The organism is Pedobacter sp. SYSU D00535 (assembly GCF_017355855.1).
Classification (GTDB): Bacteria; Bacteroidota; Bacteroidia; order Sphingobacteriales; family Sphingobacteriaceae; genus Desertivirga.
This window is the reverse complement of sequence record NZ_JAFEWD010000003.1, coordinates 507,700-530,729: the sequence shown is the minus strand read 5'-3', so window position 1 is coordinate 530,729 and position 23,030 is coordinate 507,700. Positions and strand designations below refer to the sequence as shown.

The 23,030-nt window shown below is 44.7% G+C and carries 12 protein-coding genes; all 12 read right to left on the bottom strand.

What is annotated here, in order from left to right; translation table 11 throughout:
* Positions 1-3: 3 nt before the first annotated feature.
* The 12 genes from J4N23_RS10305 to J4N23_RS10250 all read right to left on the bottom strand — a co-directional run bounded on the left by J4N23_RS10305 (position 4) and on the right by J4N23_RS10250 (position 23,018).
* On the bottom strand, positions 4-2,865 hold the full coding sequence (locus J4N23_RS10305; protein ID WP_207427018.1) for a glycosyl hydrolase: 2,862 nt from the start codon (positions 2,863-2,865) through the stop codon (positions 4-6).
* A gap of 98 nt (positions 2,866-2,963) precedes the next feature.
* Positions 2,964-4,178: an oligogalacturonate lyase family protein gene (locus J4N23_RS10300; protein ID WP_207427017.1), complete on the bottom strand. Its 1,215-nt coding sequence runs from the start codon at positions 4,176-4,178 to the stop codon at positions 2,964-2,966.
* A 54-nt stretch (positions 4,179-4,232) separates the two neighbouring features.
* Positions 4,233-5,759: a glycoside hydrolase family 28 protein gene (locus J4N23_RS10295; RefSeq protein ID WP_207427015.1), complete on the bottom strand. Its 1,527-nt coding sequence runs from the start codon at positions 5,757-5,759 to the stop codon at positions 4,233-4,235.
* Positions 5,760-5,825: 66 nt separating this feature from the next.
* On the bottom strand, positions 5,826-7,130 hold the full coding sequence (locus J4N23_RS10290; RefSeq protein WP_207427014.1) for a rhamnogalacturonan acetylesterase: 1,305 nt from the start codon (positions 7,128-7,130) through the stop codon (positions 5,826-5,828).
* Positions 7,131-7,181: 51 nt separating this feature from the next.
* Positions 7,182-8,567: a glycoside hydrolase family 105 protein gene (locus J4N23_RS10285; protein WP_207427013.1), complete on the bottom strand. Its 1,386-nt coding sequence runs from the start codon at positions 8,565-8,567 to the stop codon at positions 7,182-7,184.
* Between the two features lie 225 nt (positions 8,568-8,792).
* Positions 8,793-9,854, bottom strand: coding sequence for a hypothetical protein (locus tag J4N23_RS10280; RefSeq protein WP_207427012.1), 1,062 nt, complete (start codon positions 9,852-9,854; stop codon positions 8,793-8,795).
* A 147-nt stretch (positions 9,855-10,001) separates the two neighbouring features.
* Complete coding sequence (locus J4N23_RS10275; protein ID WP_207427011.1) at positions 10,002-11,702, bottom strand: RagB/SusD family nutrient uptake outer membrane protein; 1,701 nt, start codon at positions 11,700-11,702, stop codon at positions 10,002-10,004.
* A 22-nt stretch (positions 11,703-11,724) separates the two neighbouring features.
* Positions 11,725-14,955: a SusC/RagA family TonB-linked outer membrane protein gene (locus tag J4N23_RS10270; protein WP_207427007.1), complete on the bottom strand. Its 3,231-nt coding sequence runs from the start codon at positions 14,953-14,955 to the stop codon at positions 11,725-11,727.
* Between the two features lie 25 nt (positions 14,956-14,980).
* Positions 14,981-16,453 carry a fasciclin domain-containing protein gene (locus tag J4N23_RS10265; RefSeq protein ID WP_207427000.1) on the bottom strand — a complete coding sequence of 491 codons (1,473 nt, stop codon included), beginning with the start codon at positions 16,451-16,453 and terminating at the stop codon, positions 14,981-14,983.
* A gap of 68 nt (positions 16,454-16,521) precedes the next feature.
* Positions 16,522-18,252 carry a fasciclin domain-containing protein gene (locus J4N23_RS10260; protein ID WP_207426999.1) on the bottom strand — a complete coding sequence of 577 codons (1,731 nt, stop codon included), beginning with the start codon at positions 18,250-18,252 and terminating at the stop codon, positions 16,522-16,524.
* 11 nt (positions 18,253-18,263) lie between these two features.
* Entirely contained in the window at positions 18,264-19,757 is a 1,494-nt protein-coding gene (locus tag J4N23_RS10255; protein WP_207426995.1) for a RagB/SusD family nutrient uptake outer membrane protein, read from the bottom strand.
* 12 nt (positions 19,758-19,769) lie between these two features.
* Entirely contained in the window at positions 19,770-23,018 is a 3,249-nt protein-coding gene (locus J4N23_RS10250; protein ID WP_242689173.1) for a SusC/RagA family TonB-linked outer membrane protein, read from the bottom strand.
* Between the last annotated feature and the right edge of the window lie 12 nt (positions 23,019-23,030).

Below are 23,030 nucleotides of genomic sequence, written 5' to 3'. Positions count from 1 at the left end.
TTTCTATTCTGGATTTATTGTTTTTAAAGGAGTAAGGGTAACAGGCCCTATTAAGCCCGATTTTCTCGGTTCCCATTTAGCTGCAGTAAATAGCCCGTCAGCTCCGCGGTTTACCGCCAGTCTTGCAGGCATGTTTGTATTGTAGAACTTCTTCCAGTTAACGCCCTTCTTATCCAGGTAACTGATATGATTTGCCATGGAATTAGAAACTTTCACTTCCAAAGTGTTCTTCTTTTTCAGGAGTGTTGTAGGAACTTCCAATCGATAAACAGGCCCGATGACAGTGCCGATATTAGTTCCGTTCAGGGTCACCGTGGCACTCTCCTGTACTTCACCCAGATCCAGCAGCCAACTTTCCGCTTTCCCTTTTGGCTTCTTAAATGAGATAGAATAAGCCGCGGTGCCTGAGAAATCCTTCAGGCCTTCCACCGAAAAGTCAGTCCATGAGGTAAGGCTAGCAGTCTTCACAGCTTTTGGTAAAGTCGGGCCTCCCTTGACAAAAGCGATATTCCAATCGCCTTTAACTGGCTGTGCGGCTCCGGCTGCTTCCATGTATGGATATTTAGCTCCCTGGATTACATCCATAGAAGTTTCCAGGATCAGCCCTTCAGCCGATGCAAGTTCCAGGTAGACTTCCGTGCCATTTTGATCCCCCTTACGAAGAGCAGCATAACCGGCTTTGCCGGTCATGGGATTGAAAATTGCAACAGAGGCAGCGGGCGATTGTACCGGCACCCAGCCCTTAATGGCTTTATCACTGGAGTTTACAAGAAAGTAGTACGATCCCTTGTCATGCTTCCTGCGGATCACCTGCAATCCCTGGTCTACCATTTTTTCACGCTCCACTTTGCCAAATGCGAGTCCCTTATCCAAATCATCCACCACCAGTACAGTTCCTTTTCCCAAAGCAGCCATTTGGATCCCCGCGGCTTCTGTAGCTGAAAAACGCATCTGCCCCAGTACGTGCTTAAAGTCGGACACGCGCTGCTCATAGAAATTGCCAAGTCCGGGAACCGTTGTTGGCGTATTTTTATAAAAGATGACAGTTGCGCCGCTCCTTGCCAGGTCAGCCAGCTTTTGAAGCGTTGACAGCGGCATGAACTGTGTTTGAGGAACGACAATCGTCTTATACAACACTCCGCCTGTTTTGATCTGGTTGTTTTCCAGAGCAGTGTTATAGATCTGCCTGTCAGAGATAAAGTCGAAGCTATAGCCTTTTTTCTGTAAAGCATGTGCGCTTTCCTCCAGGCTCGATCCCTTAAATCCGTGATCGATCCCGTCGTAATGTTGCAGGAGTGATCGTCCGGCCTTCGAGTACGAATCGTAGATTGGAAGATAAAGCAATACGTCGTTGTTCGGCTTACCTCTTTGCATAAACGACTGGACTCGTGCAACGTAGGAGTTCAGTTTCTTGAAATCATCCCAGAAAGGGTTGTGAGGAGTAAAATGTACGGCCGCATAAAACAGCCATCCGGGGAAAGGCTCATTTTGAGGGGTATAGTTGGTTCCGTGATAGAAGGTGTGGTTTACACCGCCTAACAGGAACAGATCCATCGCTTTCTTAACATCACTTAGTTTGGAAAGGAAATGCTCATTTTCCCAGGTTGCTGATTCTGATGCGGTAAGCGGTTTGCCTGTTACATTCGCCGCAGAGGAGGCAAATTTGATGCGCATGATGTCTGTCCCCTCTATTTCCGGAATATCGGTGGCAGCATATAGATCCAGGATGTTGGCTGGAGAACCGTGCGCCTGATTCCTGATCAAAGCACCACGAGCCTTTGCCCAGTCGTGCCAGGTTTGCGTATAATTTTCCAGCAGCAAATCCGAAACGGTTTCGCGGTAATCCGTCAAGACCCTTTTATTTTTCTCCTCCGCATCCTTTCCGAATAACGCTGGTAATTGCGTCCTTAAGTCATAACCCCGCCTTGCCTGAAACTCCTCAAAGAAACGTGGCGTCCAGTTGGCTTCCCCCTGGGCATCATCTACTTCGTAGGAATCATTAAAAAAAGCCCGGAGCCCCGAAATATCATGTCCCTTAAAGGCCTGATCGAAATATTTAAGGAAATTCGTGCTCGCCGCCTTTGAGAAGTGATCAATGGCGTAACCTTCGCCGCCCGGACCCGCACGTTCTACCATTTTCCCATGCCAGCCCTGAAAAACTGCGTACAGGTTCCAGTTCCCTGCCGGGGCGGTCCAGTTAAGCGTCCCATTCTTGGCAACCTTTCCTGTCAGCTCTATCACCTGCCCTTTATCGGAATAAGCCATTAGGGCCTGCAAAGGCAACATCTTTGGGAAGCGGACCTGATCGAAGGCATGCAATTGCAGGTTGGGAGTAGTGGCAAAAGGCTCTTTTATCTTTGTAATGTCCAGGCGCTCTCCAACAGCCCGGTTTATAACTGCCTGCTGAAACTGAACAGACTCTTTTAACTTCTCTCCGCCTTTAAGCGTGTACGTTTTGTAGGTAACGTATTTGCTGGCATCCTCATCACTTACCCAGGGCCCTCCAAAAGGCCAGCCCGATGCCTGCGCCATATCGATACCCAGCCCAAGACGGTTTCCTTCTTTCAGTGTATGTTTAAGCATCTCCATCCATTTTGGAGAGACAAAATCTATAAATTGATTTTCGGCGCCTTTCACGCCGTAAATAGTGGTAATCTCCAATCCCCCTAAGCCCGCCTTCTTGTATTCGTCCAGCATCCAGCTTAGGTCCTTCTCATTCACCGCACTTCCCTGCCACCACCAGCGCGACCAGGGTTTGTTTTCTTTGGTGATCTCCGGCCATTGCGGCTTTGTTTGTGCAGACACAAAGGTGTGTGCTGCCAGTATTGCTCCCAGTAAACTTGCTTTGATAAAGCTTTTTTTCATTTTATTCTAGAGAAAAATAATTCCACACTTAGGCTCGGTATTGCCAGCTATTTAAATCATTCTTAACCTGCGAAAGGATCTTGTGGTACAACACCCCCTTAATTCCGCCCCGTACTTTTTGCTATCTCCACCGCATATACCTGGCTCTTTCCTTCAAAATTAGCTCGAAAGATCACCCACTTATCATCGGGCGAAAAATGAACGTTAGGCTCCAACTTAAAACCATGCGCTTTCATGTTCACCAGTTTCTCCGACTCCAACTTCTCTCCTTTTGGCCGGAACAAATAAATCCACCTGCCATCCTCCGCTTTGGCTACCTGTCCCGGATCCCCTCCATCCCCGGCAAATAACTGCTGATCATGAGAAATATTGAAATGTATTGACCACTCGTTCCTGGTGAGCGAATACTTTTTCACCTCACCCGTATTGACATCTACACCGGTTAAATAGAAATTCACGCTTTTGGGCATTTGGTGGTCGAACCAGATCACCTTTCCATCGGGCGAAAAAAATTCATGGCCAGCAATCTCCTGGTCCATCGTACGGGTGTGTCTTTTCTTCACCTCTCCGCTAGCCAGATTGATCGTCCAGATTCTATCGACTTTGTGCCAGGGGCCTTCCTGACAGAACATCAGCAGGTTCGGATCTGCAGGTGAAAACTGAACGTGCCCCAGCCAGGTGTTCTCCTGGTGGATCCTTTTCAGTTCCCCCGTTTGGGTATTGACGGTGAACAAGGTGTTCGGGATTTTCGCCTCATATATGCGATTGAAAAACTGACTTTTTTCGGGGTACTGCTGCAGTATTTCCCGCTCACGGGTACCATCACTGTACCGCCCTGCCAGGATAGTACCATCTGAGTTTAAAGTGGATACTGTAGCCTTGAAATCCGGAGGAAAGACAAATACCAGCCGCGTTTTTTTGCTCTTGCTATTGGTGGCAAACACGCTATCGCCTGCCTGGTAATACACCTCTCCCCTCTTTGCATCAACGATTTCCGCTCCTATCCGCGATGAATGATTGGTGAGCCGCTCTGTTTTCAGCGTCTTCAGATCGACGGTGTACAGCTGGCGCCTGATACTATCCATCGTATTGTAAAAGATCATCCTATTCCCGATAAAGGGATTATTGTGAAAATAAAAGCTGGCGTTGCTTCCCTCGATGTTTGAAAGCCGAACAATTTTATGCCCCGTATCTTTATCAATCCACTCACGCGGCATGGGCTTCTGTGAGCCTGTTTCTATAACAGGCTGGCCCCGAAGGATGACTGGTAGTATTGCTATGAGTGCCGATAAAAAAATCCCTTTTAATTCCATAACTGGCTTTATGATTATTAGCTACTACACCCGAGGATGACCGTAACAGCCTATTTAAAAACTCTTTTCTTTGACAGTTTTCAATGCTCTATCCTTCGTCGACTTGCTATCCGAAATGCTAAAGTTCTCCACGTTTTTTAGCTGAAACAGTGGAGCTCCCGGTGCTTTCTGCGCCTCTACATTACGCATCTCAATATTTTTTACGTCGTCAAGAATGAAAGCGGGACGCGTTTCCTTGCCCAGAAAGCTTACCTCCACGTTATTCATTTCAAAATTTCTCGCATGGCGGATAAAAAACCCGTATGCAGGCAGAACTCCAAATTTCTCCGGCTCCGGATAAGCTTTTTCATGTTCAGGAACTATCTTTTGGATCTTGGATTCTGCCGAGTCTATCGGACGGTAATAGATGCGAATATTATTAAGTTTTACATCCTCGATATCATGACCGGGTATGCCGCTGATGAGTGAGGAAAAATGAGAGTCGGCATTGTAGACCATCAGGTTGCTGATTATTACGCGGCGAAGTTTCCCAACAGGAACCCCTTCCGGCCCTCTCATTCTGCCGCCAAGGCGCAAAAAGATGGGGGAATTGACAATGTCCCGCATGGTGATGTTTGTGATGGTGATATCTTCCAGCAAACCTCCGTCTACTGTCTCTAAAGCCAGTCCCCGGCAAAACTCAAAGACACAGTTGGAGATCGTGATATTTTTAAAGCCTCCGTTCGATTCGGTTCCGAATTTAATACGTCCGGTAGGCCCTTCCTTATCGGGAACTAATTTAGCCTCATTTCTTTGATAAGTGCCGTTAATAAAGGTTCCTCTGTCATAGCCGGTCACCTGGCAATTGGTGATTGTTACATTTTCAGTTGCGCGTGCGTAGCCAAGGGCATAAGAGCTTTTCAAACAAATAGCATCGTCCCAGGGCGAATTAATCGTGCAATTGGATATCCGCACATTGCGGCAACAGTCGATATCCATCCCATCGCGATTGGTGTCCATCTTCAGATTATCGATCGTGAAATTATCGACGCCGGTAGCCAGAATCCCGAAATGCCCTCCGTAGAGAATGGTAAAATCTTTCAGGATGACGTTTTTGCAAAGTTTTAAAGCTATTGCCTTATTGCCGATGGGAGCACGGTGCGGCCCTTCTCTTGTAAGGCCCTTCCCAAAAATGGTACCCGGACCCAGAATTGATATGTTCTCGAGATTCTCCCCCCAGATCAAGCTGTTATGCCAATGACTGTGGCCAAAGTCCTGAAACTTGTTTCCCGCACCGGTCTCGGGAGCATCATAGCCCACATCTCCCGTTGGAGTCGCTGCTAAAATTGTCGCCCCCTGGTCGATATACAAAGAGATATTGCTCTTTAACCTGATGGAGTAGCTGAGATACGTACCCGCCGGAAAGTATACCGTTCCGCCTCCCTGCTTTGCAGCTGCCTCAATCGCTTTGTTTATCGCCTCGGTGTCCAGAGTTTCGCCGTTACCCTTCGCTCCAAAATCCTTCACATTGAAATTAACCGCAGCAAATAAAGCTTGAGAAGCTGTTACAAGTACAAAAAATAAGTATGCGATCTTCTTCATTTTTCGAGTTTAGAAACCGGCCCAGCTATTCAAATAAGGTGCTTTCAAGGCCAAGCGTCATTTGTGTTAATTACCATCTGGCTTAATCGTCGATTTTGACGGACTTAAAGGCCAGTAAAAAGCAGAAATTCTCTCCGGCTTCGCCGGATCAAAACCATCAAAATTTACAATGTATCTGGCGATGTCCAGCTTGCTTTCCTGGATACCCTTGATCACGCATTTGGCCATCTGGTACGCACCGAACGGGTTAGGGTGCGTATTGTCTATCTGAGGATTGTGAGCAAAAGCGGTTTCCGACTCTTTTGGCCCCCAAGCCTCGTATAGCACTTTAGTCATCTTATTCAAATCGATCAGCGGCACATTTTCTTCCCTGGCTGTTTGTCTGCAAGCCTCCGGATAGTCACCTAGCGTTTCATTGATAGTCCCGTTTTCGTTAAAGTTCCTTCGCTGGATGGAGGTTACGATAACCGGAATCCCCCCTTTTTTACGCGCTTCCGCGATATAGTATTTCAGGTCTCTTTTATAGCTGGTAAAGGCGCCAATCCCCTCTCCTTTTTGCTTTTGATCGTTATGCCCAAATTCAATAAACAGGTAATCTCCTTTCCGCATTTGGCTCAAAATCTTCTCCAGACGTCTTGCCCCCTTGAAATTGCTCAGGGTCTCACCCGACTCAGCATAGTTGGCTACGGAAATCTTACCCGGCTCAAAAAAAGCAGGCATCATTTGTCCCCATGCTGCAAACGGCTCAGAGGCCTGATCCACTACAGTGGAGTTGCCGGCAAGAAAAAGTCTGATCGGCTTGTCAGCCCTTTTAATCTCAACAGCCGCCACCTTCGGATTCATACCGTTAAACTCGAGCGTAAGTTGGTTATCCCAATGGAAGTAGGCAAGCTCCCTTGGCTTTAGTTTAACCGACTGACCGGTGCCTGCTATCTGAGGCGTGCGGATGTGAACCGTGAAGTTCTTCTCGATTTGTTGACCGCTTTTTGTCACTTCCTTATACACCATCATCCTCCGGCACTCTGCCCTTACTGTTTGCTCGGAGGTTCCCTTTTTATCCCCAAGAATGACTTTTACATCATAATCTCCTTCAGGAAGATCAACTGTGAAATAAAATGGCTGGTCGCTGGTAATAAAGTCTCCTTTTAATACATCTCCGCCCCTGTCTACGGATTGAATGGAAGCCCCGGGAAGGAAACCGTATCCTTTATCCTTTGAATAAAAAGTTTCGGCGGTGATGGGGATGTAGCCTATTTTTGTATCAGCGGATCCGAAATCAAACCTGCAAGACGTCTTCGGTAGCTCCTGAGCAAGTGCCGGACTGAAAAGGATTGCAACGATAGCTGGTATGGCGAGGCCCTTGAATATCATTCTGTAAAGGAATCTTAATATCTGTTAGTAGCTAAATTTCTGCCCCTGCAATTATTTAATCATCTGCACCGAGCTGTCGTTAATTTCGAACGGATGCTGCTGTAACAGGCGATACACTTCCGCGCCAGCCAGTAACACCGGACCGTAACCATGAGCAGCATAATTGTTCACCGGCCGGTAGTAGTAGAAGGCTGGATCGAAGCCCATTCCGGTTCCAACACAAGTACCTTCCACCTGGCCTTTTGCATTCACCTTGGTAGCCACCGCATTCCAGGCTAGTAAAGCCATGGGACCATATGCCTTCGCATCTAACCAGCCTTTGTTTACAGCGCGGGCAATACAATACGCATAAATTGCAGTAGCAGAAGTTTCGAGGTAGGAATCATTCCGATCCAGCAATTGGTGCCAAAAGCCGGTTCCATGCTGACGGGCAGCTAGTCCTGCCGCGTGTTTTCTAAGATAATTCAGGATCTCCGCTCTACCCGGATGATTTTCCGGCAAAGCATCCAAAAGCTCAATCTTGGTCATGATTGCCCAGCCATTTGCACGAGCCCAATGAAACTGCGGGTGCGGATTCATGTCCTGTACCCAGCCGTGCATATACAAGCCCCTCTCCTCATTGAACATTCTCTTAGTAAACAGCTGATACTGCTTCACCGCCTCGTCGAAATACTTCTTATCGCCGGTAAGTACACCCATTTGAGCGAGTGCAGGCAAACTCATGTACAAATCATCTAACCACAGTGTGTTCGGCTGCGGCCGGTTGCGGGCGAGGGTTCCATCCTTCAGACGGAACTCTTTCGTCATAATGTAGTTAACGAAGTTGTCGATCACGGGGCGAATATCGCCTTTGACTTGTCCTGTCCTGGCTGTCTTGATAAACGAAGCACAGAGAGAACCTGCATCATCCAGGGCATGAGGATCTAAAACAGAACGGACCGGAGTTGTTGCACCAGGGTTGGATTTTAGATAGCTCTTGAATGCGGATACAGCATCTGCGATGAAGTTTACTCGTTTTACTGCATAGTCGGTATACTTTTTATCTCCTGTTGCGGCTCCGGCTTCCAGCATGCCCGTGTAGGTAACTCCCCATTCGTAGCTCAGCAGCCGGAAGTCACCAGGTTTTAAGATCGTGTTTGAATTTACCTTTTTAAGATTGCTTATCTCCGCTTTTGAATCTTTGTCTATCAGCTGCGCATAAGTGGTCGCATCGAGATAGTTGTATACCCGGTCAAGCACGACTTTAATATCGGCCGGCTTTGTCTCTCCATAGGGAGTAGGATAATCGGGTTTTAAAAGATGCAGCGGAGTAGTTGAATCATTTCCTTTCTGTGTGACATACTGAGCAGAGAGGGGTGCTGCTGCAGCAATCATTATTCCGCAAGAGAACAGTGCTCTCATTGCCTTTCTTGTAGGTTTTTGGATAGAGATGATCATTTGAAATGCTTTTTTCCCTTAGTTTCGTTAGTTCTAATACCATGTCACCTCAGGATAAGATCACCCCTACCTTTCGGCTACTGATATTTGTATATCTCCCTTTTTGTGTGTTTTTATTGGCCAGTTCGGGAGCTACTAAAGTATAAAGTATAGGGATTGTTTGTGTCCTGAGGTATCCTGTTTGGAAGGGAGGAAGGGTGCAACATTTGTGTTACGGGGGGCGTTCTAATTTCCTGCCTGTTGCCGAATAAAGTGGGGATTGAGGCCGTTAACACCTTCCACGGGGAAGGGTTTGGGGGCCACGACAATGCAATAGGGCCAATGATCAACTGTAGCATCGCTTAACGATTTCGCGGAGTAATAGCGGTTTTTGCCTTTCAATGTTCCGTCTTTATATCTTTCACCATTTGAATAGGGATCGTAGACCTCGAACCACAATATTCCGTCGACCACTTTATATCCCTTAACGATGACGTATCGTGAATCGGTCGTGTTATCGCGCCCTTTATAAATTTTCCCGGTTCTTTGCTCCGGATAAATATTAAAGGGAATTTTCTGCATATCGACTAGTAGGATCGAGATATATCCGGCGTCCACGAAGTCCTTTAGACGATCGATATTGTTTAAGATCGATACATACTCGTGAGCCACGCTAATATGTCTTAAATAATAGCCTAGATCGCTTGTAAAAAAAGGAAGGGACGCCGGCACCGAAGGTTTTAAGTTTTCCTTATAAGCATCAATCCAGGCTCTCATTTCTTCGAAATCAACAAGATGTAAGACATTGCTCCAATAGGCGGCCATTTTAACAACTACTGGACCACTATTAAACTTTGATAGCTCTCCGGTATATTCCTGCGGGATGTACCAATCATAGGCTCGTTCTAGTCTATTCTCTTCTGTCGTTTCGTTACCCAATCCAATTTCGAAGGAGTTGGATTTCAAGACAACTATCCACTCAGCTTGTTTCCCATCCTCGGCAGTGATAACATACTTCACGGGCTTTGTCAGATCAAGTTTGCTAACACTACTTCTCTGAACGACTCCGTCCACTGTTGCTATAGCTCCCGGAGAAAGCTGAAATATCGGAGCTAATGCTTTTCGGCTGACAAAGTCGTTAATTTTCACTTCTACAATTCTTTCGTCTTCCTTAATAGTGGTGATTGAGCCATGCTCCACATGGTATCGGATAATGTCCGTTCCTGACTGAATAGTCCGCTCCTGCTTCTTGCAAGCCAGCAGGTTGATAGCGAGAATTATAAAGGCTAGTTGAAGAACACGTTTCATATCATACTTTCTCGAGTGGTGACTCCGAAATGCGCTTAACTCTCGCGCGAAGCGTCCAGGTTTCTAGGAAATGAAAGGCTATAGGTCTGAGATAAGGTTATTGTAGGAGCAATCTAAACGATAGCTCCTACAATAATAATAATACCTTTACCATTTAAACGGCAAGTAAGGATTAGCAAGAATACGAGCCCTTACAGCCGCACCTTCTGAAACTCTGCCTGCCTTAATAAACTTTTCTTGCACTTTATTGGCTAGAAAAGACATGTCTCCTCTCCGGAGAGAAATCCTAAGCAAATCATCCCACCGATTACCTTCAAAAGCAAGTTCAAGTGCAGCTTCATCGATAATAGCGTCTTCCATTCCTAACATATTTGTTTCCAGAGCTGCATCTCTACGAGTTAAATTTACCCGGCCTCTAATTCCAGTGTTTCGGTACCATGTATTACGGAAAACAGGGAAGTTTCCATTACGGGCATCAAAATCATAAGGAGGAACGTCAAAAGTTTGCTGCGTGTTACTCACATTCCTATTATTTCCTCCGCTGGGATTATCATCAAAATGGTAGTTTATCCCGCTGTTTACAAGCGCATGAGCAAGCTTGGTTCTCCCGTTGCGATTGGCAGCTTCGGAGAACCTCAAATGTAATTTAGATGCTCTATACATGATGAATTTGCCGGTAGTTTCAAATGGGAGAGATGAATTGTAGTTACTTACAAATTTGTAAACAACAGTATCTCCGTTCGGATTAACCCTGTAAGATGCTCCCCTACCTTCGGATCCAACTGCTCTCCAATCTCCCGGCGTATTGTCTGCACGAACTTGATTATTCCAGTTGCTGATAGCAAGTGTCGAGGGTTTTAGCAAATATGTTGTTAGGCCGGATGCGAACAGATTAATGAATGGATTGCGAGGAGAAAAGTTTTTATCATAGGGTAACATCCAAATATTCTCGAGATTTTGATCTCTTTCCCCGTAAGGCTCAGAAAAAATCCTACCCCAACGTTCATTCCTAAGTTGGTTTGTCAATGACCCAATTCGGTATGTCTCGTACCACTGCTCGCTATCCTTCGTTGGATAAAGCACATCTGCATAAGTCATTACGTCCTTATAATACTTGGCAGCCTGAAGGTAATTTCCCTTCCAAAGATGAATATCGCCAAGAACACATTTTTTGTTTACAAACAATTTCGCCGTATTGTAGCCATCCACAAAACCACCCAATGTTGCTGTAGTAGGATAAGGATCTTTCCAGGGTAAAGCCTCGGTAAACTGAACCAGCGAATCCAGAAGCTGATCGAAAGGGATCGGCCCATATTGTGACTGGTCTTTTAGATCATCAATACTTTCAACAGGAACTGTTACATAAGGAATGTTACCGTAGTGAATGCCGAGTTGAAGGTACAGCCATGAACGCAGTGCTCCAACATCTGAATATCGTTGGACGAACTGGTTATCATCCAATTTATTCTCCGCCCTCATTTTCTTGAAATTCGCAAGCACATCGTTGCAATTATTGATGAGATCGTAGAAAGGACGAGGGTCGGCATAAGGATTCCCCAGTGAGACTTGATGGTTATTAATCTCCCGCAAGTGATTGTTTGCATTTATTGTAACGTTCATTAGATCTGCCCTTAGTTCATTCAAAACCAGGATACGATCCGTCACCCCCATCAATTTACTATATATGCCTATGATTGCTGCGTCGGCATCATACACGTTCTGATACATTTGTTCGGAGTCTAACACATGCTCCGGCTCTACATCAAATGCATTTTTGCAGGATGTTATGCTGAAGGATAACATCGTTATTAATGCTATTGTGAACTTATTAAAGTATTTTCTTTTCATCTGTGAAACTTTTCCTGGCTAATTATAATCCAATTTTAACTCCAAGTTGGGTAGTTCTAAACTGAGGCTCTAGTCCCACATCCACGCCCTGGCCGATAATACTGCTAGTTGCGCTAAATTCCGGATCATACCCTAGATATTTAGTTAAAGTAAATAGGTTGTTAGCCGTCAGGTACACCGTTGCGTACTTAAACACTTTCTGATTTGAGGGCAAATTATAGGAAACCGAGGCGGTCCTTAAGCGTAGGTAACTACCCTTTTCTATCCATCGATCAGAGAAACGAGAATTTGCGGAAGGATCACCCCAGGCTGCCCGGGGCATATCTGTCTCTTGCCCGTCTACCCTCCACCGATTAACCACGCTTGCTATCTGGTTCTGAGGCCCAGCCATTGATTCTAGTCGTGCCCTCATTCCGTTATAAATATCGTTTCCAAGACTAAACGAAAAAGCCGCATCAAAAGACCATCTCTTGTACGAAACGCGATTGCTGAACATTCCCGTTACGTCCGGGTTGGGATTTCCGATAACTTGCATATCGTTCTCATCTATCACCTGGATTCCAGCCAGCTTATCCGCCTCTGTGTCCACTGCATTCACAAATCGTACATCTCCACCTTTGAAAGGTACAAGTGTTCCATCAGGCAAACGATTTAGTAAACCGGAACTCGCCGCTTCGGACTCTGATCTAAAAATCCCATTGGATTGATAGCCATAGAACAGGTTGGCCGCCCTTCCTACTTCGGACAGGATGGTTGCTCCCCCAAAGGAAGATATCATTCTGCCATCAGGGATAGAGGTGATTTTGTTTTTATAGGTCAGCAAATTCAATCCCAAATCCCATTTCACCTTCTTGTTAAGAAGTCTGCTATTTATCTCAAATTCAAGCCCATTCGTTCGCATGCCTCCGTTATTGGTAAGGGCAAAGTTGAACCCACTTACTGTTGTTACTGGCTCGTAGATAAGCATGTCTCTGGTATTGTTGCTAAATACGTCTGCACTAATGCTTAGTCTTTCGTTAAAGAATGCTAAGTCTACGCCCCCATTTAGCTTCTCAACAGTCTCCCATTTAATTGATGAGTTTCCGATATTTCCACGAACAAGCCCCTGCAGTCCTAGTAAACTTTGAGTAACATAATATTGGCGGGAGGTATAATTGCCAATGTCGTCATTACCCACCAAGCCATAACTTGCACGGAGTTTGAATACGTCAACGGATTTAGCCCCGGCCATAAAATCTTCTGAAGAAACGAGCCAACTTGCTCCAAGAGAAGGAAGAACAGCAAAGGGATTTCCAGCGATCTTCAGAGCATCCGCTTCTTTTCCAAAACGAGAAGAGCCGTCGACCGCCAAATTGAAGGATAGGAAATACTTATTGCGCAACTTGTAGTCCGCATTCAAATACATATTCAACCACTTTGACCTACCCAGGTCTCCGACCAAGCGGCGTAGGCTTGCGGTTCCCTCGCCTACACTGACAAACTCATCAGTAGCAGAATTGAATCCAAATCCTGCATCCGACTCGGTATTAGTAGATATAAAACGGGCACCCACATTCGTATTTAACTCATTTACGCTGTTAAACACCTTATTGTAGGAGAGACGCGTATCATTATAAATCGAGAATAATCGCTGGACATTCGCACCAGAACTGTTACGAAGTACAGCAGTTTGACCGACTACCGGCGCAACGCCTCTCTCCGGGATAAAGAAATTTTCTCTTACTTTATCATATGTAATCCCGAATAGAGTAGAAACGTTGATACTTTTAGAAGCGAGGTAAGTAAATCCCGACGATCCGAAAAATCTATAATTCCGATTTACTGCCATCATCTCGTCGGTTATACTGGCCGGATTACTGATATTAAAAATATCGTAGTTCGCGAGGTTTGGAGATTCAGCTCCTAAGTCTGAAACATCCTGACGAGGTAAAATAGGGGCTTTTATAAGACCTAGATAAAGAGGATTTGTCCTGAAAGAAAGTCCCTGATCCCTCAAATTTTGCTCATTGGAAGTAAAGGAAAGGTTCGCTGTTCCTTTCAATTTACTTGATAAATTAAGATTTGCGTTGAAGCGCGTATGATATCTATCAAGGCTCGTATTCGTGATTAACCCTTTATTATTCAGATACCCTACCGACAATCCATAAGTAGCGATATTATCCCCGCCGGTGACTTTCAAATAGTAGTTTTGATTGTACCCATCATTCATCACCTGATCTTGCCAGTTCGTATTGTAATGATACCGGTAGTAGTTAGGATTTATCGCTGGATCTGCGTTATCGTTCATGAACGGAAGAGCACTTATTTGGTTATCTGTTAAACCAGTTGTCTTTAATACGTCGGATAGATAAATTCGGTATTGCCCTGAGTTCATTACAGGTAACTGGTTTACTCTCGAGTTAAGTCCGCCGTATGCTGCAAAATCGATATTTGTCGCCTCTACCTTGGCTCTGCCTGTTGTAATAAGAATTACCCCATTCGCGCCTTTTGTACCATACATCGAAGCACCATCCTTAACAACCGTTATATTATCGACATCTTTCAACTCCAAATGTGCAAGAGGATTGACATTATGGTTTCCAATGATGGAAGAACCATAGTCGCTGATGTCATAGATCATCCCATCAACGACAATAAGAGGCTGATTAGTGGCATTTATGGAATTAAATCCACGAAGAAATAAATTTGCTCCTATTCCTGGGGTCCCAGACCTCCTGATAGCGTTCAGACCGCCCACCCGTCCTTGCAGATACGAGTCTGTGCTTTCCGAAATCCGTCTCCAGTTGTCCTCGTTATTAATGGTTGCGATAGAAAAAGCAGTTTGATTCTTGGTTTTGTTAGCGTAGGGAAGCGATGCTGCGTCATATAAGGATACAAAAGTATCTTCGTGCAAGGCTGCGTTAATTTCCTTACGCCCCTTTATAGGCAGGTGCTTTGTCTGGTAACCCTGCGCCTTCACAACAATAACCGCATCTTTAGATGGAATAGAAATGGTGAAGCGTCCATCATCACTCGTAAAGCCTGCAGAGTACCCTTCAACGCTTACCGCAATTCCGGACAAAGGTTTACCTGTCGACGCATCTCGAATTGTACCGGAAACAGTCGGCCCTTTCCTTACGGGAGTTGTGACAGCTGAGATAGTATCGACTGAAGTTGAGGACGTATCAGTCTCCTGCGCTTGCAATGAAAGAGCCAAGGACGAACAGATGCCCAAAACTACTGTCGTTTTAATTGCTTTAGTAAATAATTGCATATGTGGAATATGTAAAGTCGAAATATTAGTTAAAAACCGGTACAAGCTTGATGTAATCTAAAGTCAGGGGATTCGTTCCGCTGCTGGTTAAAAACACATCTAAAGGAAACCCTCGCGTTCCAACAGCATGAGAACCGCTGAAGTAGTAATACCGGTCGGCTTGATATTCTCCCAGAACCACCTCGTTGTAATTATTCAGTTCAACCAACTTCGTAAAGGTAATCGGTGTTGGCGTTTTGAATGCAAGCTGCATATTGAAGGTGCCGGTTTGAAAATCGTTCACCGCAACCCACACTACCTTGTACTTGATATTCTTATTGATCGTAATCGGATACTTGATCCAGAAATTATTGACTCCATGCCCATTCACAAAGAGATGTCTATAGACTTTCTTCGTCAGTTGGTTGGTCCTTGTCCGAATCTCCAGGTTTTTCGGAGTCTGCATATTCATCTGAATGGTTGATGTGCTTCCGTTTAACTCTCCTTCTATTTTGATTGGCTTAAATTTATGATCCAGTCTGTAATCAATTTTGTTCATTACATATACGACTCCGTTACTCACTTTATGGGTAGAAACAATTGCTGATTTTTCCAGATGAATTTTGACACTGTCTGCTGAATAAATTGAGTCAGGGAAATTGCCGTTTAAGTACTTTCCTCTAAACACCAGATCTTTTGCGACATGCCAGCTGGTTATGCTGTCTGTGCTGTCGGCCGTGCTAACCTCGAAATACTTGCTCAGTTTAGCTTTTTCTGCATTAAAAGCATCATCGGTCAAAACGACGTAGGTAAACTCTTCATCCTCATTGCCAATATTAGCGACCCTCGAGAAAAACTGATTTACGCTAACAATACCGGTTCCTGGCTTATAGATAGGATCGCCGTTAGGAGCATAGCCTTCCACAACAGCCAGACTAGAATTGAAAATCTTAAAAGCTAAGCGCTTAAAAAATGCTTTTTGCACTGTTGATACCGATGCGTTGTTAATAAACTCCCAGGCGTTCTCTCTTACTTGCAGTGGTTGGCCAATTACATGGAGGACCCCATTCCCTACCAGCTGGTTTGCTTTTGCTATTCCTATATCATCAACAGTAGACGCGGTAAAAACAAAATTCTTGCCGTTAAGATTCTTAACATTAACAGAAGGGCTGGAGGCAGTAGTGAAATATGCTTGATTGGCTATATGGCTTCTCACAAAAGCTTTCAACTTTACATCATCGTTTACAATCCCCGCATCTAAATCTTTCAATGCATCATTGCTCGGCGCCCAAACTGTAAAACTTTTTGACGCTGCCAACGTATCGTCCAGCCCCGCCTTTACAACCAGCTCAGCGAAGGTTGTCAAATCTGGATTAGCATTAATCTGCTTCATCAAATCCTCCGCTAGCACGGGATTGCTCAAGGCTACGTGTTCTTCCCACTTGTCCTTACATGAAAACAGACTGAAGACGGTAAGGGCCAGGAATAGAAATGGTATTTTCTTTTGTAATAAAATCATTTTAAATCGAATAGTTCTTCATCAAAATTTATTGATGCTCCCCGCTCTGCTGGGGGAGCATATTATCTTTACTGCATCGGCTCCCCATTTGGCCCTAGTTTACGGCCATCCATATGGAACTTCGGATACAACTGATTTTCAGAAACAGGAATAAATTGAATCATATCTAAATGGTTCGTGTTCTGTGTTCCATTAATGGTGGTAAACTTAACCCAGTGTCTGTCAGTAGTTTTGATTTCGATAGTACCAACTAACCTACCCGAGTGATTGCTACTTGCTACCGCCGTATAGGCCTTCCAGCCTTGCCCTTCTAACTCAGCTTCTGTCCCAGAGGGCCGGCCCTGAACAAAGTTCATTAAACGAGGCAGTGGTACGCCATCAATGGAGACTTCGTTAAGATTTTGGGAGTTGTTAGCTGACTGAGCACGAGAACGGTAGTTGATCCAAACCTTATAGGTACCTTTAATGATCATTGGGCTTCGTAGCTCAATCCACGGGTTCCTGTTCGGTCCTCCGAGAGGGATTGTCAAAAAGTCTCCCCACCACGCGGCACCATATAATGAACCGCTCGTTCCATATTCATAGCCAATACCGGTCACTCCAGGACTACGCAAATCGTTTAGTTCAGTAAATCCGCGGGGCGCGAAGCTATCATTGTAAGCTGGAGCACCTGTACCTAAACTTCTCTGTCTCAATACTCCCGGTATTTTCGCCAGGTCACTACATTCTGCAGCAACGTCCCAGTCTACTCGCTGTGGTTTTCTGACTTTAATTACAAAATGCCCCTGTGAATCATGCAAAACCCCATTCCTCGCAGATAGATCGCTCGACTGACGGTTAATTTCCACTCCGGGTTCATGCACCCCGTTAAACACCGCATCATTTAATAAAACCCGCTGACCGAGTAAGCTAGATGTTACTATTTCCAAAGGTGCCAGGGTCGCATGAGAAGATACCGATACGATATCGGCAAGATATTTAGCCTCTTTAAGGATATGATATTTCACGAACAAGTTTAAACTATCAGCTGGATTTGCTGGATTTCCGGTGTGCGAATAGCGGGCTTTCAAAGCATCAAAGCTGTTGAATCCCTTGCTTGCCAACGTTTGATTCGATTCTGCTACTACTGTAAGCCATTGGGTCTCCACATCGGTGTTTGTTGCAGGAATTTTATTTAATGACTCGAAAAGCCCTGTTGCTTTTAGCGCCTGAGTGAAAATGCTGTAGTTAGGGTTACTTTCAAGCATTTGTGCCAACGTTTGTGAGGCAGGCTGAAGCACATTATCTATAACGTGAATTACCCCGTTCCCAACCAGCACATTAGGCTTAACAACATTAGCTTGTCTGTTTACTGTTATCCTCGTAACGTTATTCGAGTTCTGAGCACCGGTAGTAAGATATTGCCCGTACATTGTCAGGCGCGGCAATTTACCATCGGTGAACTTCGGTGTAGAAATAGTATCCTCCAGTAAGTGGAACTTCACGATGTTTTTGAGCTCCTCAACATCAAGCTCCTCCACGGAATTTTTGCCCTTCGCTTTCAGAAATGCCTCGACCCCTGCGTTATTAGGCGCAAAAATTGTATATGAGCCATAAGCCTGAAGGAAGCCGGAAGTCCCGGTAATGTCAAGGATTTTCTTGAACTCAGAAAACTCTTCAGGATACTTCTCAAAATATCCTGTGATATTTACGTCTTCAGTAGTGTTATAAACTATTGGTTCCTCTTTGCATCCTCCTAAAAGGACCAGCAGCAATACCACCAAAAAGAGTGACGAGTTTGTGAAATTAATTTTTTTCATACCTATCGATTTTATTTTATGTAGAAAGGATTCTGAACTAAATTCTTATCAGTGTTCAACTCATAGTCATTAATCGGCAGATAGTGACTATTGAAATCCCGGAACTTGTTGAGGATAGTTTGTTGCCTGTCAGCAGGGGCAGACTCAACAACCATATCAAGTAAAATGCTTAAGTTCTTATAGTTCTCCCGCTTAGCATGTCTAAGAATATCGAACCAGCGTTTACCTTCAAATGCAAATTCTCTTGCCCGTTCTGCAAGGATATAATTTGATACGTCGAGAGCAGATGTTGGATCAGGATCCTGAGAAGACGTTACCAGCGCATGTGCTCTGGTTCTGATCGTGTTAACGATATCCAGCGCCTCCTGGCCCCTATTTGTCCATGCAAGTGCTTCAGCCTTCATCAATAAAATATCTGCGTATCGGTACACAATCCAGTGGGCGTAGGACTGATTGAGCGTTCTTGCATCATCGCCAGTCCAGCCGACATACTTCCAAATAGCACCGTCTGATGCTCTTACAGAACCCATGTCTCCCCGAATGTCTTTGTTGTTTGCATCACCAAAATCAATCGTATACATATCATTCAACACTTTATCTGCTGCAATAAATCTTCTGTTGGCATCAATAAAGAGTGGGAAGAAGCTATTAAGCTTCTGATTATCAAATTGCAATTCAAAAATCCCTTCCTCGGAATTTCCCTCCAAATAAAGGTCTCCAAACCAACTAGCCTGAGTAGTACCAGGAACTAAACGGTATTTACCTGATGCAATAATTTTGTTGCACGCTGTCAAACAGTCCTCATACTTCTCATTCCAGAGGTAAACGTCGGCTTGAATCGCATTTACAGTATATTTTGTAATGCGCCCCTTGTCCTGCTTCGAGAAAGGATTGTTAGGCTCGTAAGTAGACACTGCATTCGCTTCCGCGAAAGTAAGATCGGCTATAATTTGATTATAGACTTCTTCTTTTGTGTTTTTGGGAAGTTGCTCGAGAGTGGCATCACTAGAAGTAGGTGTGAGCTTCAGAGGTACTTCCCCCCAAATCCGAAGCAGGTAAAAATACATCAGACCCCGAACTGCATGCGCTTCTGCCAGGTAGGCATTGCGCTGCTCAGTAGTTAATGTTGGGTCCTCTACCTGAGGTGCAAATTCAATTACTGTGTTACAGTAGTTAATCGTCTTATAAATAGGTCTCCAGCTTGTTAATGGGTTACTTGATAAAATCTCGTTAGTCATCAAGTTAGACTCGTTGAACTGTATGATGAAGCCGGGTGCAACCATATCAGCACGAAGCTCACCCCAAATAAATAGATTATTAACAAGAGGATCTGTTAGCATGGAAGAGTAGATTCCGACAACCGCAGATTGAATATCCTCTTTCGTTTTCCAGAACTCCTGTCTGATGATACCGTCCTGAGGTGCCAACTCCAACCACTTGTTACACGAGGTACCTAAAAGAAGAGTACTTGTCAGCAGAATTGTATGTATAAATTTCTTAAGCATATTTAAGTTCTATTAAAATCCAACAGTAACACCCATCAAAATAGTTCTCCCCGGAGGGGTTAAGGAATTGTCTTCCGGATATTTAAAAGGATCGTTGTTTCCTCTAATTGATACGTCAGGATCCTGCCCTGTATAATTTGTCCAGGTATAGAGGTTTTCTGCCGTCACGTAGAAGCTGGAGCTCTTCACTTTTAGCTTACTGAGAAGCTGCTTGGTGAAATTATACCTCAGAGTCACAGATCTAAGGCGGACGAAAGACGCATCTTCCACATATCTGTCAGATCCCAACCAGTTGAAACCAGACCGATATAATGCCCTTGGGATGATTGTTTCATCTCCTGGATTTCTCCACCTGCTTAGAACCTCCGTGCTTTGATTATTGAAGTCCCACATATTAGTAGTCTTCATCCTCGTTGCGTTCACGAGGTCATAATCATATCGGTAACTAAAGAACATGTTCAACTTCCAATTACCCTTGTAAGTAAAGGTCGGACCAAATCCGCCTGTAAACTTCGGAATACCGTTACCCAGGTATACCATATCCATGTAGTTGATATTTCCATCGTTGTTAATATCCTCATACATCGCATCTCCCGGCTGGAACGTATAATCCGTCAAGGGGTAGTTAAATCGCATATACACAATCTGATTGTTTGGACCGATGATTTGGTTTCCGTTTTTGTCACGGGCGATAGTAGCATCCTGGTCCTTGTACACGCCTTTAAATTTGAAGCCATAATAGGACCCAAACGGATTACCTATCTGTAGGTAAGTTTTGTATTTCCCATTTTCATTGATACGGGCGGCGTTTTCTTTGGGATAGAACTCGGAAACAGAACGAACTACGTTGATGTTTCTGGCAATATTCAGATCGAATCCGACTGTGAGGTTACGAGTCTTAACAGGGATGGTATTCAATGATACCTCCCACCCTTGGTTGTCAATCGTACCAACGTTCATTGTCACCTTGTCAAACCCGGTGAAAGAGGATATTTGCAGATCATCATACAGCAAGTCCCTGGTGCTATTTTTATAAACCTCCGCATCCAGTTTAACGCGGTTCTTAAACATCCACAAGTTCAAACCCAGGTTTTTTCCAACGAGTGTCTCCCAACGCAGATTTGTAAGTTCCATGTTAGAAGGGAAAACGCCGGACATACCCAGATAATTGAAGTCGTAGTTCTGATACAAATTATAGAACAAGTAATCTTTCCCGGGAGCCTTTCCTGCATGTCCATAACTTGCTCGCAAACTTAAATCATCGAGGAAGTTTTCGAACCGCCTCATGAAGGGCTCGCCTGAAATCCTCCAACGGGTAGATATTGAAGGGAAAAGTCCGTATCTGTTAGCAGGTCCGAATCTCGAGTTTCCGTCTAACCGCAGACCCGCATTTATGAGATAGCGATCCAAGTATCCGTATTGTCCGTTCACAAGCACCCCAATTTCCCGTCTCTGGAATACAGTTGAAGTAAGCCGTGACTCAGGATTAGTTAGACGAGAGGGGATTGAAGGGTCTTGTAAGAAGGACGAAGCGGTGTTAGAAGACCGTGCAAACTGACCGTAATTCTTGTTATCGTTTGTCTGAATAGAGAGCAACGAAGACAACGTGTGTTTTTCAGATAGTCTGGGAGTGAAAACAAAATTTAATTTGCTACTAACCGTAAAGGCGTCTCCATCGCTGTCGGTTGCCCTGTTAACAAACGGCTCGGTAGTTAATCTTCCGGTAGCTACCTGGGGTAGAAAAGTTTTCGACTTAGTATTGTTGATATCGAATTGAAGATCAAAAGTGGATGTAATCCAGCTAGGTAAAATATCATACTGTAAGAAGAAATGCGGTACAATCCGTTCACCAATTAGCCTACTGCTTCCTTCCCTGGCCATTGCCAACGGGTTAAATGTACCCGTTACTTTGTCTTTGTCATCAAAGCCGAATCTCCCTTGAATGTTCTGTAGGGGGGAGAAATAGTTTGGGGTCTGATTTCCATACTCATCATACTCGTATACTGCCATATTTGGCATCTTATTATACGCGACTTCCCGAATTTTGTCTGTGTAGTTCAGCGTGTTGTTAACGTGGGTATAAGAGATATCCGTTCTGAAGCGAATTCGACTTGATACGTTATAGTCAAGGTTAATTTTGGAGGAAATACGACTCAGATCGGTTCCAATCGTAGTTCCTAGTTGGTTTACATAACCGACAGAAGCATAATATCTGGCTTTTTCACCCCCCCCAGTCATTGACACGTTGTGATCCTGCATGTGTCCGATCCTGGTGATTTGATCAATCCAGTCAGTGTTATTGCTATAGTTATGATACCAGTACGGATCGTTTGGATCGTATTGAAACTCCTTATTCTGTTGGATGTTCAATGGAAGTCCGTCTCTATTAGCATACATCTCTGGAACTAGCATGGAAAACTGGTTGCCCGAAAGCATCGGGATGGCATTTGGTTGGCGAGACAAGGATCCTTTGAAATTATAGGTCACCTGAGGTTTGCCTATCGCCCCACGCTTTGTATTGATAATTAAAACACCATTTGCTGCTCTGGCTCCCCAAACTGCAGTTGATGCAGCGTCCTTCAACACGGTGATGTCTCTGATATCTGTTGGGGCGATGTTCAATAACTGGGCATACCCCTGCTCGTCAGCAGTTCCAAAGTTGAAGTCTTCCGGTATTTGAGTTTCGTAAGGCATTCCATCGAGGACGATCAAGGGATCTGACGAGCCGTTGATGGAAGCAGTACCACGAATACGGATAGACATACCTGCTCCAGGATCTCCGGAAGAAGTTCCAAAGTCTACACCGGGCAGACGGCCCTGTAGAGCCTGGTCAATTGACTGAGCGCCTAACTCCTCCAAATCCTTCGCCTGTACAGTTGCTGTGGCTACTGTAGAATTTCTTGCATCAATATTAAGCCCGGTTCCATTGTTAACCGGCCGCCTCGCAGTAATTGCTACCTCCGTAAGTTCATTTGCACTCGGAGCCAATTGAATGTTGAGGGTTGTTCTTCCCCCTATTGCCTGTCTAAAAGTTTTGTAACCTATAAAAGAAACAGCAATACTGTTATTAGGGTTAGAAACACGTAGAGCAAAGTTTCCGTCAATATCAGTTGATACCCCCGCTACTGTCCGTCCATCTTTATCCAATTCTACAACAGATGCGCCAATAATGGGCTGCTTATCACCGCGATCTGTTACCTTTCCTCTAACTGTAATTCGTTCTGCTGTCGTCTGCGCCCATCCTGTCGTAAACAGTATCATAAGGCCTACTAA